This window comes from Cobetia sp. UCD-24C (genome assembly GCF_001306765.1).
Lineage (GTDB): Bacteria > Pseudomonadota > Gammaproteobacteria > Pseudomonadales > Halomonadaceae > Cobetia > Cobetia amphilecti.
The window spans coordinates 26,817-42,923 of the sequence record NZ_LJTD01000016.1 but is presented as its reverse complement, the minus strand read 5'-3'; the positions used below and the strand labels follow the sequence as shown (position 1 = coordinate 42,923).

The 16,107-nt window shown below is 60.1% G+C and carries 1 protein-coding gene; it reads right to left on the bottom strand.

Translation table 11 applies throughout. The features are described 5' to 3' along the window. The coding region (locus AOG28_RS18360; protein ID WP_054557264.1) for a VCBS domain-containing protein at positions 1-15,932 on the bottom strand (15,932 nt) is incomplete at its 3' end. Positions 15,933-16,107: the final 175 nt, after the last annotated feature.

Sequence of the window (16,107 nt, the reverse complement as noted above, 5' to 3'; positions counted from 1 at the left end):
ATGGTGACGGTGAGCAGCGCCATGTCGGTGCCGCCCTGGCCATCAGAGATCTCGTAGGTGAAGGTCTCGGTGATCACCTCGCCTTCGGCCAGCGCCTGCACCGCCGCGTTGCTGTTGTCCAGCGCGTAGGTGTAGCTGCCATCTTCGGCGATGGTGACGCTGCCGTAGGTACCGGTGACCGGCGTACCCGCGGCGGTGTCAGTGCCGGCATTGGCGCCCGCACCGATGCCACTGACGATCAGCGCATCCGTGTCGTTGCCACCATCGGTGTCGGTATCGGGCTGCGCATCGCTGAGCACGTTGCCGGTCGTGGTGCTGGTGTCGCCGGTGGCGACACACTCATCCAGCTCGGCAGTGTTGTCGAAGGCCTCGGGTGCGACGTTGGCCACGGTCCAGGTGAAGGTCGTGGTGACATCCAAGCCATTCTCGTCAGTACCAGTCAGCGTGACGGTGTAGATGCCGTCATTGTTGTCACCGCCGGTGGAAGCATCCGGGGACAGCGTGCCGCTGATCTCGCCGGTGGTCGGGTCGATCACCAGGCCGTCCGGCAGATTGTCAGCCGAGAAGCTCAGCTCTGCGCCGTTGTCGACGTCGGTGAAGGCATCAGTGACGCTGAACGGCGTGATGGGGTCACCATCGTTACCGTTTTGATCAACCGGTTGTGCCCCATCCACCAGCACCGGGGCATCATTGGTGCCGTTGATGGTGATCGAGACGACCTGCTCGGCAGTGGCGCCCTGGCTGTCAGTGACGACCACGGTGTAGTCGAGCACCAGGCTCTCGCCCACCGCCAGATGATCGAAGGCTTCACCGGCGACGCTGGAACTGTCGAAGGTCCAATTCAGGGTACCGTCGTTGCTGATACCGTCGATGATAGCGTCGGCATCGACGGAGAGCATGCCCAGCAGCTCGGCATTGCTCAGGCCATCGGTGTCACCAGTGGCGTTCACTGCGGTGACGCTCGGAGTGACTTCGTCGGTGGTGTCCAGATCGATGATGGAGAGCGTGCCGGCGGTGGACAGCGGTGCATCGGTTTCTGTCAGTGACTCGGCGGCGCTGTCGTCGCCTTCGATGGCAATGACCGGCGCATCGTTGGTGCCGTTGATGGTGATCGAGACGACCTGCTCGGCAGTGGCGCCCTGGCTGTCGGTGACGACCACGGTGTAATCCAGCACCAGGCTCTCGCCAACGGCGAGGTGGTCAAACGCCTCGCCTTCGACGCTGTTGCTGTCGAAGGTCCAGTTCAGAGTGCCGTCATTGTTGGCACCATCGATGATCGCGTCGGCATCGACGGAGAGCATGCCCAGCAGCTCGGCATTGCTCAGGCCGTCGGTGTCGCCGGTGGCGTTCACGGCGGTGACGCTCGGCGTCACTTCGTCGGTGGTGTCCAGATCGCTGACGGAGAGCGTACCGGTGGTCGACAGCGGCGCGTCGGTTTCCGTGAGAGATTCCGCCGCGCTGTCGTCGCCTTCAATGGCAATGACAGGCGCATCGTTGGTGCCGTTGATGGTGATCTGGACGACCTGTTCGGCAGTGGCGCCCTGGCTGTCGGTGACGACCACGGTGTAGTCGAGCACCAGGCTCTCACCCACTGCCAGATGATCGAAGGCTTCACCGGCGACACTGTTGCTGTCGAAGGTCCAGTTCAGGGTGCCGTCGTTGCTGACACCGTCGATGATGGCGTCGGCATCGACGGAGAGCATGCCCAACAGCTCGGCATTGCTCAGGCCATCGGTGTCGCCGGTGGCGGCTACGGCCGTGACACTCGGCGTGACTTCGTCGGTGGTATCCAGATCGCTGACGGAGAGCGTGCCAGCGGTGGACAGCGGTGCATCGGTTTCTGTCAGTGACTCGGCGGCGCTGTCGTCACCTTCGATGGCAATGACCGGGACATCATTGGTGCCGTTGATGGTGATCGAGACGACCTGCTCGGCAGTGGCGTCCTGGCTATCGGTGACAACCACGGTGTAGTCGAGCACCAGGCTTTCGCCCACTGCGAGGTGATCGAAGGCTTCACCGGCGACACTGTCGCTGTCGAAGGTCCAGTTCAGAGTGCCGTCGTTGCTGACACCGTCGATGATCGCGTCCGCATCGACGGAGAGCATGCCCAGCAGCTCGGCATTGCTCAGGCCATCGGTGTCGCCGGTGGCGTTCACGGCGGTGACGCTCGGCGTCACTTCGTCGGTGGTATCCAGATCGCTGACGGAGAGCGTACCGGCGGTAGTGAGCGGCGCGTCAGTCTCGGTCAGTGACTCGGCGGCGCTGTCGTCGCCTTCGATGGCAATGACCGGGACATCATTGGTGCCGTTGATGGTGATCTGGACGACCTGCTCGGCGGTCACGCCCTGGCTGTCAGTGACGACCACGGTGTAGTCGAGCACCAGGCTCTCGCCCACCGCCAGATGATCGAAGGCTTCACCGGCGACACTGTTGCTGTCGAAGGTCCAGTTCAGGGTGCCGTCATTGTTGGCACCATCGATGATCGCGTCGGCATCGACGGAGAGCATGCCCAGCAGCTCGGCATTGCTCAGGCCGTCGGTGTCGCCGGTGGCATTCACGGCCGTGACGCTCGGCGTCACTTCGTCGGTGGTATCCAGATCGCTGACGGAGAGTGTGCCAGCGGTGGTCAGCTGTGCATCGGTTTCCGTGAGAGCTTCCGCCGCGCTGTCATCGCCTTCGATGGCAATGACAGGCGTGTCATTGGTGCCGTTGATGGTGATCGAGACGACCTGTTCGGCAGTCGCGCCCTGGCTGTCGGTGACGACGACGGTGTAGTCGAGCACCAGGCTTTCGCCCACCGCCAGATGATCGAAGGCTTCGCCCTCGACACTGCTGCTGTCGAACTCCCAGTTCAGCGTACCCTCGGTGCTGGCATCATCGATGATCGCGTCGGCATCGACGGAGAGCATACCCAGCAGCTCGGCGTTGGTCAGGCCATCGGTATCACCAGTCGCAGTCACGGCGGTGACGCTCGGGGTGACGTCGTCGGTGCTGTCGATATCACTGACCGACAAGGTTCCGGCGGCACTCAGGGTTGCATCTGTTTCGGTCAGAATCGCAGCCGCGCTGTCATCGCCATCAATGTCGATGACAGGCGCATCATTGGTGCTGTTGATGGTGATGGTGAGCAGTGCCGTATCGACACCCCCCTGCCCATCGGAGATCTGATAGGTAAAGGTCTCGTTGAGGCTTTCCCCGACGGCCAGTGCCTGAACGTCAGGATTGGTGTTGTCCAGGGTGTAGGTGTAGCTGCCATCTTCCGCGACGGTGATGCTGCCATAGGTGCCGGTCACGTCAGTATCGACCGCACTTGCCGTACCGGCGTTGGTGCCAGCACCGATACCACTGACGATCAGAGCATCGCTGTCATTGCCGCCATCGGTGTCGGCATCCGGTTGCGCATCATCGAGGACATTGCCGGTGGCAGTGCTGGTATCGCCGGTGGCGACACCTTCTTCGAGATCCGCCACGTTGTCGAAGGCCTCGGGCGCGACGTTGGCCACGGTCCAGGTGAAGGATGTGGTGACAGTGGCGCCATTCTCGTCGGTCGCGGTCAGGATGACGGTGTAGGTGCCGTCATCGTTGTCACCGCCGATGGAGGCATCCGGCGACAAGGTGCCACTGATTTCACCGCTGGTCGGATCAATCTCGATCCCGTCCGGCAGGTTGTCAGCCGAGAAACTCAGCACGGCATCATTGTCGATGTCCGTGAAGGCATCCGCGACACTGAACGGCGTGATGGGGTCGCCATCATTGTCGGTCTGATCAGCGGGCTGCTCGCCGGCAACCAGTACCGGTGCATCATTGGTACCGGTGATGGTGATGGTCACCACCTGCTCCGCTGTCGCTCCCTCGCTGTCAGTCACCTGCACGGTGTAATCCAGCACCAGCGTCTCATCCAGTGCCAGATGATCAAACGCTTCCGGCAGGTTCGCGCTGTCGAAGGTCCAGTTCAGGGTGCCGTCGTTGCTGACACCGTCAATGATGGCGTCGGCATCGACGGAGAGCATGCCCAGCAGCTCGGCATTGCTCAGGCCGTCGGTGTCACCAGTGGAGTTCACTGCGGTGACGCTCGGGGTGACTTCGTCGGTGGTGTCCAGATCACTGACGGACAGGGTGCCGTCGGCGGACAGCGGTGCGTTGGTCTCGGTCAGGTCGGCGCTGTCGCTGTCGTCGCCTTCAACAGCAATGACAGGTGCATCGTTGGTGCCGTTGATGGTGATCGAGACGACCTGCTCGGCGGTCGCGCCCTGGCTGTCGGTGACGACCACGGTGTAGCCGAGCACCAGGCTTTCGCCGACGGCGAGATGGTCAAACGCCTCACCGGCGACACTGTTGCTGTCGAAGGTCCAATTCAGGGTGCCGTCGTTGTTGGCACTATCTATGATCGCGTCGGCATCGACGGAGAGCATGCCCAGCAGCTCGGCATTGCTCAGGCCGTCGGTGTCTCCTGTGGCGGTCACGGAATCAATACTGGGCGTGACGCTATCCGAGGTATCCAGATCGCTGACGGACAGCGTGCCAGCAGTGGCAAGCGTGTCGTCAGTCTCGGTCAGCGTTTCGGCCGCGCTGTCATCGCCTTCAATCGCGATGACCGGAGCATCATTGCTGCCATTGATGGTGATGGTGAGCAGTGCGGTATCCGTGCCGCCCTGACCATCGGAGATCTGGTAGGTGAAGGTTTCGCTGAGCACCTCGCCCTCTGCCAATGCCTGGACATCTTCATGGGCATTGTTCAGGACATAGGTATAGGTGCCGTCTTCATTGATGGTGACGGCGCCATAATTGCCCTCGACGTCACTGCCGGCGGCGGTGAAGGCGCTCGGGACCGCCCCGAAGGCCAGGCCACTGACGACGAGCGCATCCGAGTCGTTGCCGCCATCACTGTCTGCCTGGTCATTGACACCGGCACCCGCAGCGGCAAGCACATTGCCACTGACGTCACTGCTGTCACCGGCGTCAAGCCCTTCCGTCACGAAGGCAGCATCGTTCTCGGCTTGCGGGTCGACGTTGGCCACGCTCCAGGTGAAGGTCGTCGTGACCTCGGCACCGTTTTCATCCGTGGCCGTCAGGGTGACGGTATAGACACCGTCGTCTCCGCCGATGGAGGCATCCGGTGACAGAGTACCGCTGATCTCGCCGGTGTCGGCATCGATCACCAGGCCCGGGGGCAGATTGTCAGCCTCGAAGCTCAACACTGCCTCGTTGTCGACGTCAGAGAAGGCATCCGCGACGCTGAACGGCGTGATCGCATCGCCGTCATTGTCAGACTGATCTTGCGGCTGAGCGCCTGCGACCAACACCGGTGTATCATTGGTGCCGGTAATGGTCAGCGTGATGTCCTGTGTGTCGGTGCCGCCGTTACCATCAGCGACATCGACCTGGTACGTCAGGGTCAGCACTTCCCCCTGCTCGAGATGATCAAAGGCTTCGGGAAGCGCGCTGCTGTCGAAGCCCCAATTCAGGGTGCCGTCGTTGGCAGTGCCGTCGATGATGGCGCCACCATCCACGCTGAACATCGCAAGCAGAGCGGCATCCGACAGGCCATTGACGTCCCCGTCGGCGACCACCGCCTCGACTGTGGGCGTCACGCTGTCGGAGGTATCGACATCGGTGACCGTCAGGGTGCCATCCGCGCTCAAGCCGCTATCCGACTCTGAAAGCGCGGCGCTGATGCTGTCACCGGCCGCAATCGTGATGGCCGGCGCATCGTTGGTTCCGTTGATGGTGATGGTCAGCTCGGCGGTATCCGAGCCTCCCTGGCCATCGGAAATCGCGTAGGTGAAGGTCTCGGTGACACTTTCCCCCACTGCCAGTGCCTGAACGTCCGGATTGGTGTTATCGAGGGTGTAGTCGTAATCGCCGGCACTATCGAGAGAGATACTGCCGTAGTTGCCCTCGGCAGTTGTCGCCGCGTCCACCACGCTCTGACCCGCCCCGACACCGCTGACACTCAGGGTATCGGTATCATTTCCTCCGTCTGCATCGACACTGGCATCCAGCGCTGCGTCAGTCAGGACATTGCCGCCTGTCGCACTGGTGCTGGTAGTGTCGAGCCCTTCCGACATACTCGCGATGTTGTCCTGCGCCACCGGAGCCACGTTGTCCACATTCCACACGAAGGTGGTGGTGACGGTCGCGTTCTGATCATCGGTCGCCGTGACCGTCACGGAATGTGCGCCATCGGTGCCGCCCTGGGAGGCATCGCTGGTCAGCGTTCCACTGATCACACCGGTATCCGGATCGATGGTCAGACCGTCCGGCAGGTTCGCCGCGCTATAGGTCAGCACGGCATCGCCATCGACATCCGCGAAGGCGGTGGAGACATCCACCGGCGTCACTTCATCGCCATCCGCATCGTTCTGCTCGACAGGTTGAGCGTTGTCCACCAATACCGGGGCATCATTGGTGCCGTTGATGGTGAGTGTCAGCAGAGCAGTCGCAACGCCACCCTGGCCATCGGAGATCTCGTAGGTGAAGGTCTCGACCAGACTGTCGCCGATATCCAGCGCCTGAACCGCTGCGTTGCTGTTGTCCAGCGTATAGGTGTAGCTGCCGTCCGCTTCGATCACGACGGCGCCATAGGTGCCGGACACCTCGGTATCAGCTGCAGACCCAGTGGCGACGTTCTCGCCGAACCCGACACCGCTGACGAAGATGTCATCGTTGTCGTTGCCGCCATCACTGTCCGTGCCGGCGTCGTTGATCACGTTCCCCTGAGCCTGGCTGACGCTGGTGTCTGTCACGCCTTCATCGAGAGAATCGCGGTTGTCCTCTGCCACCGGCACCACGTTGGCCACGGTCCAGGTGAAGGATGTGGTGATCACCCCGCCGTTGCCATCGTCCGCAGTGAGCACGACGGTATGTACCCCATCACCCTCAGTACCGCCCTGAGAGGCATCGCTGCTCAAGGTGCCGCTGATGACACCCGTCTGCGGGTCCAGGTTCAGGCCGTCCGGCAACTGTGCGGCGGTGTAGGTGAGCTCGGCACCGTTATCGACATCATCGAACAGGTCGGCCACCGAGAACTCGGTGATCGCCTCGCCATCTTCATGGGCCTGGTTACCCTGGGTCGCGACGACGGTCGGTGCGTCATTGGTGCCAGTCACGGTGATGGTCAAGGTGCTGCTGGATTCGGCACCGTTATCATCCTGCACCGTGTAGGCGATGGTGGTGGTGGCGCTCTCGCCGACAGCCAGGGTGTCGAAATCGGTCCCCGGCGCGAAGGTGTAGCTGCCATCCTCGGCGATGGTGATGCTGCCGCCCCCGGTCATGTCGACCGCGGCATCCACGCCGGCGGTGGTGCCCGCGACCTGACTGACGACGCTTGTAGAGCCTATGTCGATATCGGTGTCATTGCTGAGCACACCCTCGACGGCGTCCACCACCAGGTTGGCATTTTCGGCCGTGGTGCCGGTATCCGCTTCGGCCACCGGCGCATCGTTCACGCCGGTGAGGGTGATAGTGACCGTCGTGGTGGTCTCGCCATCGGCGTTGGTGACCGTGAAGGTATCGGTCAGCTCAACGCCCTGGTTGAGCTGCTGCACGGCATCTTGCGCATTGTCTGCGCTATAGGCCCAATTGCCGTCGGCATCGACCGTCAGCTCGCCATACTCCCCGGTGAGGGTAGCGGCGGTGAACTTGTCTTCGCCTGCATCACCGCCGCTACCTGCCGCCAGAGTGCCGGCAGCCACGAGGTCTCCCTCACCATTGACCGCAGTGTCTTCCGTGACGTCGCCAGTGGCCGGCGTCAGAGTCGGCACATCGTCAACGCCATTGATGGTCACGCTGACCGTGGCGGTGGAGACACCGCCCAGGCCATCGCTGACCTGATATGTCAGGGTGGTGACAGCGCTTTCGCCGCCCTTCAGCGCTTCGAAATCGCCGCTGGGATCGAAACTCCAGCTGCCGTCAGCATTCAGGGTGAAATCACCACCCTCAGTGCCGGTAACCGGCTGACCGACATTCGCACCACTGCCATTGACCTGACTGACGACAAGCGCGGAGTCAGCGTCCACATCAATGTCATTGTTCAGCACATTGGTCGTGTCGGCCGTGGCCAGCTCAGTGTCTTCATCAGTGGTTGAGGCATCATCGGTCGCGACCGGAGCATCGTTGGTGCCATTGATGGTGATCGTCAGCAGCGCTGTATCGGTGCCACCCTGGCCATCGGAAATCTCGTAGGTGAAGGTGTCGGTGAGACTGTCGCCGACATCCAGCGCCTGGATGACGGAATCGGTGTTATCGAGCGTATAGGTGTAGCTACCATCCTCGGCGATGGTCACGCTGCCGTAGTCACCTTCGACCGGCGTACCGGCCGCAACATCCGTGGCCTGATTGGCGCCCGCCCCGACTCCGCTGACGACGATGGCATCGTTGTCATTGCCACCATCACTGTCGGTACCGGCGTCAGAAATGACATTGCCGGCGGTCGTGCTGACGGAATCAGTGGCAAGTCCTTCAGAGATATCGTCGCTATTGTCCTGCGCGACCGGGTCCACATTGGCCACGGTCCACGTGAAAGTCGTGGTGACAGGCGCATTGTTTTCATCCGTCGCCGTCAGCGTGACGGTGTGAACGCCCCCGCTACCGCCCTGGGAGGCAACACTGGTCAGCGTGCCACTGATCTCACCGGTATCCGGATTGATGTTCAGCCCGTCAGGCAGGCCCGTTGCCGAGTAGGTCAGCACCGCACCGTCATCGGCATCCGCGAACAGATCCACCACATCAAAGGGCGCGATGGCCTGACCATCGACGCTGTCTTGAGCAGCCTGGGTCTCCACCACGGTCGGCGCATCATTGGTGCCGGTCACGGTAATCGTCAGCGTATTGCTCGACTCGGCGCCATTATCATCAATGACCGTATAGGCAACGGTGGTCGTGGCAGACGCGCCCTCGGCGAGATAATCGAAGTCAGTCCCCGGCGCGAAGACATAGCTGCCATCCGCGGCAATGGTGACAGTACCGCCCCCTGCCATGGCGACCGCTGCCCCAACGCCCGTCCCCGCGCCAGCCACCTGGCTTACCGCCTTGGTGGAGCCGGTATCGATATCCGTGTCATTGGCCAGTACGCCATCCGCAGCCGCGACGCTCAGATCGAGGTTTTCCGCAGTCTCGCCGGTATCGGCGACAGCGACCGGCGCGTCATTGACACCGGTGAGGGTGATGCTGACGGTGGTCTGGGTGACACCATCAGCATTGGTGACCGTCAGGGTATCCGTCAGCGTGGCGCCCTGATTGAGCTGCTGAATGACATCCTGAGTATTGTCGGCACTGTAGGACCAGTTGCCATCGGCATCGACCACCAGCGCCCCATAGGAGCCCGTGACTGTATCAGCCGTGAACTTGTCTTCCCCGGTGTCGCCGCCAGTGCCCGCGTCAAGCGTACCGCTGGTGGTCAGATTGTCGGAGGTGACATTGGTATCTTCGATGACATTACCGGTATCCGGGGTCAGCGTCGGGGTGTCATTGAGACCATTGACGGTCACGCTGACGGTGGCGGTCGAGACGCCGCCCTCGCCATCACTGACCTGGTAGGTAATGGTGGTAACCGCGCTCTCACCATTGGTGAGGCCGTCGAAATCAGCGCCCGGATCAAAGCTCCAGGTGCCATCGGAATTGACCGTGAAGGAGCCGCCCTCGCTGCCCGAAACAGCTGAGCCTACCCCGCCAGCATTGCCATTCACCTGGGTGATGGTGAAGTCATCAGTGGGGGTATCCAGATCCGTATCGTTGTCGAACAGATTGGGGGTGTCAGCGGTGGTCAGCGCCACGCCTTCGTCGGTGGCATCGGCATCATCATTCGCGACAGGGCTGTCATTGGTATCCACGACTTGCAGATAGCCGGTCAGGACATTGCTATCCAGCCCGACACCATCGATTTCGGCCAGACCGTCGTTGTTGCCGTCATTGACGACTACGGTGTAGGCACGCGTATCGGTGTCCGGGTCATCGCTGGTGTTCTGATAGGTCAGCGAGTCAATCAGCGCCGAGACCTGGGCTGCCGTCGCGCCGGAGTCCAGCGTCACCGTCAGGGTGCCGTCTGCAAGAGAAGCACCGGCGAAGCCCGCCAGAGAGTCATCAACGGCAAACACATCGGCAGCCGTCGCGGCATCGATGGAAACCGTGATGGTGCCACCACCGAAGTTGTCACCGACCAGTGCAGTGTCGACATCTGAGAGCGAGGCCCCGGCTACCAGCGAAACTTCGTTGGTTCCGGTGCCTTCACCGCCAGCCTCGACAGCTGAAATCGGGAAGGCTTGCGCAGCCGTGCTGCCGGTGAGCACCGGCGCATCATTGATCGCATTGACCGTCGTGTTGAGGGTGTCGGCATCGGCCACGCTTGACCAGATACCGGTCTCGTCAAAGGTGGAGACATCCACGGTGGTTTCAGACGTCACGGCTCCGCTACTGTCATCCGCCACGACGTAGGTCAGGCCAGCCGGATCACCGTGGTAGTTCTCCGCCGGCAGGAAGCGCACTGAGTCAGTCGTCGACAGCACCAATGCATTGCTGTCACTGACATCAGCAGGGACATCGATCCAGCTATCGCCGCCGTCAGTGGAGTACTGCCAGGTCCCCTCGCTGTCATCGGAGGGGTTGGAGGTGATGGCGATACCTGCCAACACATTGGCAGAACTGCCATTCAGGCCATTCTCATCGATCTGATCAACAGTATCGTCGAAGTTATCGCCCACCAGCTCTGCGACGGTGGCGCCAGCCGGATCGGTATCGTCTTCATTGATGGCCGCGAGAGTGACACTGTCATCAGGTGTCGTCGGGGCATCATTCAAGGCAGTGATGCTGGTGTTGATGGCAATGGTGCGGCTTGACCAGACGCCAGTCGCCAGATCGCGGTCACCATTGGCAGTTTGATTCAGATTACGAAGATCATCGGCATCGGTACTGGTAACCAGTGCTGCGCTGTCATCACCCAGACGTACGGTCAGAGCACCAGGCTCACCATTGAAGTCGTCGGCAGGAACAAAGCGAATGTCGGCATCAGCAGGCAATATGAGGGCATTATTGTTACGCAGATTGCCTGGGATCTGCTCCCAGGTGCTACCACCGTCAGTGCTGTATTCCCACTCCCCTTGCGCATCGGTAGACGTATTCCCGACGATGGCAACATAGGTGAGATCAGTCTCGGTGGTGGCATCGGTATTGCCATTCTCATCGGTCTGATCATCGGTGGTGTCATCATACTGATCGACCAGCAGCGTATAGAGATCCGTGCCGGCGATATCATCTGCCGCGGTGTCTTCTACAACGGAGACCACTGTTTCCGCTGTACCGGCGGCAAGCGGACGGTCATTGACCGGGGTGACGGTCAACGCAATGGTTCGCGTCGTGATCTGGTTTCCACCGACACCGGTATTGCCGCCATCGTTGAACTCGATGCTGAGGCTGTCCTGACCATAGAAATGGGTGTCAGGCGAATAGGTTTCAGCATCCAATGCAGATTGCAGTTGAGCGACAGTCCCAGTAAAGGTGATGGTGCTGCTGCCATTGCTGAAGGTGCCGTGATCCACGGTCAATGTCAGCGACAGATTATTGGCTCCGAAATCATCGGCATCATCAAGCGTCACCCCGAGCGCTGACAGCGTGAGACTGCCATCTTCGACCAGCGTGGTAGTCCCTGAAGGTGCGGATATTGTCGGCGCATCATTGGCCGCAGAGATGTTGATATTGATAGCTGCAGTGGCGGTCAGGGCTGTCAGAACATCGAATGTCTGATCACCATTGGCATCATCATCGAATACGATATTCAGCGTGGCTGTATCATCGGCATCGACATTTATCGCGGTAAACTCGAGTGTTCCCAGAGCAGTATTGATCTGCGCCAGGGTGCCTGTCAGCGTGACTTGCGTATCACCATTACTGGCGGTGGCACCCGCCATGCTCAGAGTACCGGCAGCACCACCGCCATCAACACTGACCGTGATGGTCTGTACATCCTGATAGACACTCTGGCCAACATCATTGACATCCGCGACCGATACACCAGTGATGGCAATCGTCTGAGAACCATTGTTATTGATCACGAAGGTCGTGCCGGGCACCGTCAAGACCGGCTGGTCATTGACCGCTGTCACGGTGATGTCTTCCTTCACGACAGTTTCAATGGCGGTACCGGTCCCGTGCAAGTCAGTATCCGTCGCCGTGATGGTCAGCTCGACGGCACCATTGTCATTGGCATCCGGTTGGTACTGTACATTTGCCAATGCCGTCGCAAGCTCTTCCTGAGTGCCTACCAACTCTATACTTGCAGTACCGTCACCACTGATGTCCGCATCACCGGCATCACTGATCTGCAGCGTGCCATTTGGAACGCTCAGTACGACGGTGATATCGGTATCGAAGCTGTCAGCGTCCGTCACCGTGATGGTGCCGATATCCTGATAGCCGCCATCTTCCGTGACAGTCAGAGAGTCGGTATCCGGCAACGTGACAACAGGAGCATCGTTCTCGGTGGAAACCCACAGTTCGATGCTCGCGGTGGCGGTATTGAACTCATCACCAATCGTCACCCCTCCCTCGTTGGCGTCGCCGCCATTCAAGGAGCCATCGTCCAGACGATCATCTACTACGGCTTCCACCGTCCAACGTGCATCGAAGTCACCGGCCTCGCCGGCCAGCACCATCTGGACTTGCAGGTTTTCCAGTAGTGCCTGCACACCCTCCAGCGTGCCTTCAAGCACCAGAGTGTCAGCCGACAGGTTTTCCGTTGCCTGAGTGCTGAAAGTGGCGTCCGTGGTTACCGACGCATCTGTAGTCAATATTGCGGTAGTAAAAGGAACAGTAGCTCCCGTCTCATCCTTCAGCGAAAGAGATACCGTGATGCTATCCGTCTCGCCAGCATCAACACCCGAACTGGAGTCGAGATCCACAATATCGACATCACCAATGACAAAGGCATCACCAAGGTCCAATGCTGAAAGTGCTGTGGAAGCCGGGATCAGTCTTTTTTCTGGCTCTTCTGGCTGGATTGCCGTGATTTCCGGCGAATCATCCAATGGGGTGATATCAATGCTGAACGTCGCAACGTCGGTCGTCAGCGGGCCATCACTGACAGTAAAGGTGAAAGCATCAGAGTGGATTTCCCCGCCATCATGCTCATAGGACAGTGCCCCACTGTCGATGTCGGCCTGGGTGAAGGAACTACCGACGCGCAGAACCTTGCCACTCACCGTCAGAGTGCCGTTTTCCGGCAGGCTCGTGATCACGAAGGTCGACTGACGCGTGGTGTTGTCGCTGTCCACGGCCTGCAGCAGGCTATTGTCGATGACTGCCGATTCCCCTTCCCCAAGGGTCAGTACGTTGTTGGCGGAAGTGGACGACTGATCCAGGGCATCAATGACCGTCTGATCCGCAGCATCGGAGGTCAGCGGAATCAGAGGGGCATCATTGAAGGGCGTTACTTCGATAGTGACGTTGCCGACATTGGAGACGACACTGGTATCGTTCCCATTGTCTACCGGAGTAGAAGAATCCGTCGCGAAGGAATCTGACGGCGCTGTCAGATCATCGCGCACGATGAAAGTGAAGCTATCGTTCAGGGAGTCGACACTTTCACCACCGTCGTGAACGTAGCGCAATCCCCCTGTCTGACCATCCGCCTGCGCGGTCAGAATCGCCTGGGAGTACCAGACATCGGTGGAGGCTGCCTCCCAGCTGTCGCCATCCCAGACTTCGAGTGATCCACCGCTAAGCTCGGTGCTGGTGATCTGGAACCAGAGGTCATCACTTTCCCCTTCGCCGCCCAGATTCTCCAGACTGCCATCCACATCCGACATCACCAGATTGGTGATACGAACAATCCCGTCGGTCGTATCGGTCTGCTCGAGCAGATTGACACTCGAGTTACCTGCGACGGGGGCATCATTGACGGGTGTTGCGTCGATGGTGAAGACATCGGTAATGGGGTCGAGCGTGTCCGGATCCTTGTCGATGTCCGTCGGCAGGATGGTGAACGTGAAGCTGGACTCATGATCTTCGCTGCCATCGTGCAGGAAGGTGACCAGCCCGTTATCGATGTCTTCCTGGGTGAAGCTGCCGAAGTCGGAAATCGGCTGACCATCCAGGAATAGCGTTCCGTTGGTCGGTATGTTCGTCACGGTATAGACGATCTGGGTCGCAGGCAGCACGTAGCCGTCCAGCTCGGCGCCATACTTGAGCATATCGTCTGTGATGACCACCGCGGAGGAAGCAGGATCGGACGTGCTTTCGCTCACGATGACGCCGGTATTGTTCACTTGCTCGGCGTAGATGGTTTCCTGTTGCTGCTCCCCGGGGCCACCGGCCACATTGTCAATCAGGAAATTCAGCGTACCGACAGTCGGTGAATCCGCCCCGCCCCAGGTCCCTGCGTCTCCTGCCTCTTCAAATGCCTTGAATTCGGAATCCACCAACGTGAAGGTGAAGTCGTCCGCCGTGCCTCCAGTGCCATCCACGAGGGTCTGTTGATAGCGGACTTCGCCCGCCGTGACCTGCGCCTGCGAGAAGGTGCCACCCACCGGCAGCTTGACCCATTCAGTCCCATTGAGAATCTGGATCTCACCAAAGCTCGGCAAGGTGTCGATCTTGTAGCTCAGCTGATCATCGGTGCTGTCCGGGTCTATCGCGTTCAGGGCAGATGCATCAATCAGGACCGTTCCATCAGTAGCGTCCAGCACCTCTGTGGTGGGCGTCAGCGTCGGGTCATCGTCATTCTCGAGGATGCTGATCTCGACGGTACGCTCACTGGAAAGCTCATTCCCCGCCCCTTCACCGCCACCGGCGTCGGTCACCTTGATGGTGAAACTGGGCAAGTCATCGACAATCGGCTCGTCCCCATCATGGGCGAAGGACAGATACTGGAGCTTGTCTGCCGTGAAACTGGCAGCCGCATCCGACGTGTCGGAGATGATCTCATCAGTGTCTGCGATACCGTCCTGGTTGAGATCCAGATAGAGGGTGCCACGCTCCGAGAGATTGCCCAGATCCGTGATTTCCACCGTTGCATTGGCCGCCGCATCGGCATGCCCGGATTCTTCATCGGTGTAACTCAGGCCCAGCGAGGTATTTTCGCCCTCGAACTGCTGCGGGTCGCCCGTGACGGTCGGCGCGGCGTTGTCAGGGATCAACTCGATATTGAGGGTATTGGAGGCCTCACCACCCGCGCCATCCACCACCGTGATGGCGAAGCTGTCACTGTCTCCGACGGCCACATCGCTGCCGCCATGGGTATAGACCAGCTTGCTGAGCTGGTCTGCATCGAAACTTGAGCCAATAGCCACCGGAGATCCATTGAACGTCAGCGAGCCACCCGTCGGCAGGCTGTCGATCTCGATGATCAGCTGGTCGGTATCCTGCTCGCCACTGACGACATCCGGATCACTCAGACCCAAGGCTTCAATGGAGAAGGTGAAGGTTCCCGCCTCGGTGACCGTCGCGCCGCTGTCCCCGAACACCGGGTCATCGTTGACAGGCGTCAGAGTGGCAACGAAATCGAGGCTGCCTCGGTCGGTATCCACCACCCCGTCTGTGGTTTCGGTGAGGCTCAGGCTCAAGGTGATATCGGCGGTGTAATCGTCCCCCGGGGTGACCACGAGCCCGGCAAGCTCATCGGTGATCTCCTGGGCTGTGCCCGTCAGGGTCGCGCTGCTGCCGCCGCTACTGAACTCCGCTCCGGCATCGGCGGCTGCCTGATCCAGATTCAGTGTCAGCGAGTACTCATCCGTGGCGTTGCCCTCATCATCCACGTTGCCACTGTCCGTGACACTCAGGCTCGAAAGCGAGAATTGCGTATCTTCGGTACCCGACAGCGAAGCACCAGTATTGGTGGCCGACACCGTGTCGCCGTTGCTATCGGCGCCCTCGGCAATGGTCACGGCAGCAGCGGCATCCAACAGCAGACGGGGCTCAAGAGCCTGGAGATCGAGTTCGCGCATGGGGAGAGGGCACCATTGTAATTTTAACGAAACCTATAGTTACACAAAGATACGTTACGACCTACACAAGATCAAATTTGACAAAAATTCACGCTTATTCCACCCAGCGCAGATGGGCCGCAGGGAGAGCCAAGAAAAGACAGATACTTGCATACTAAAAAACTACTTTATTAAT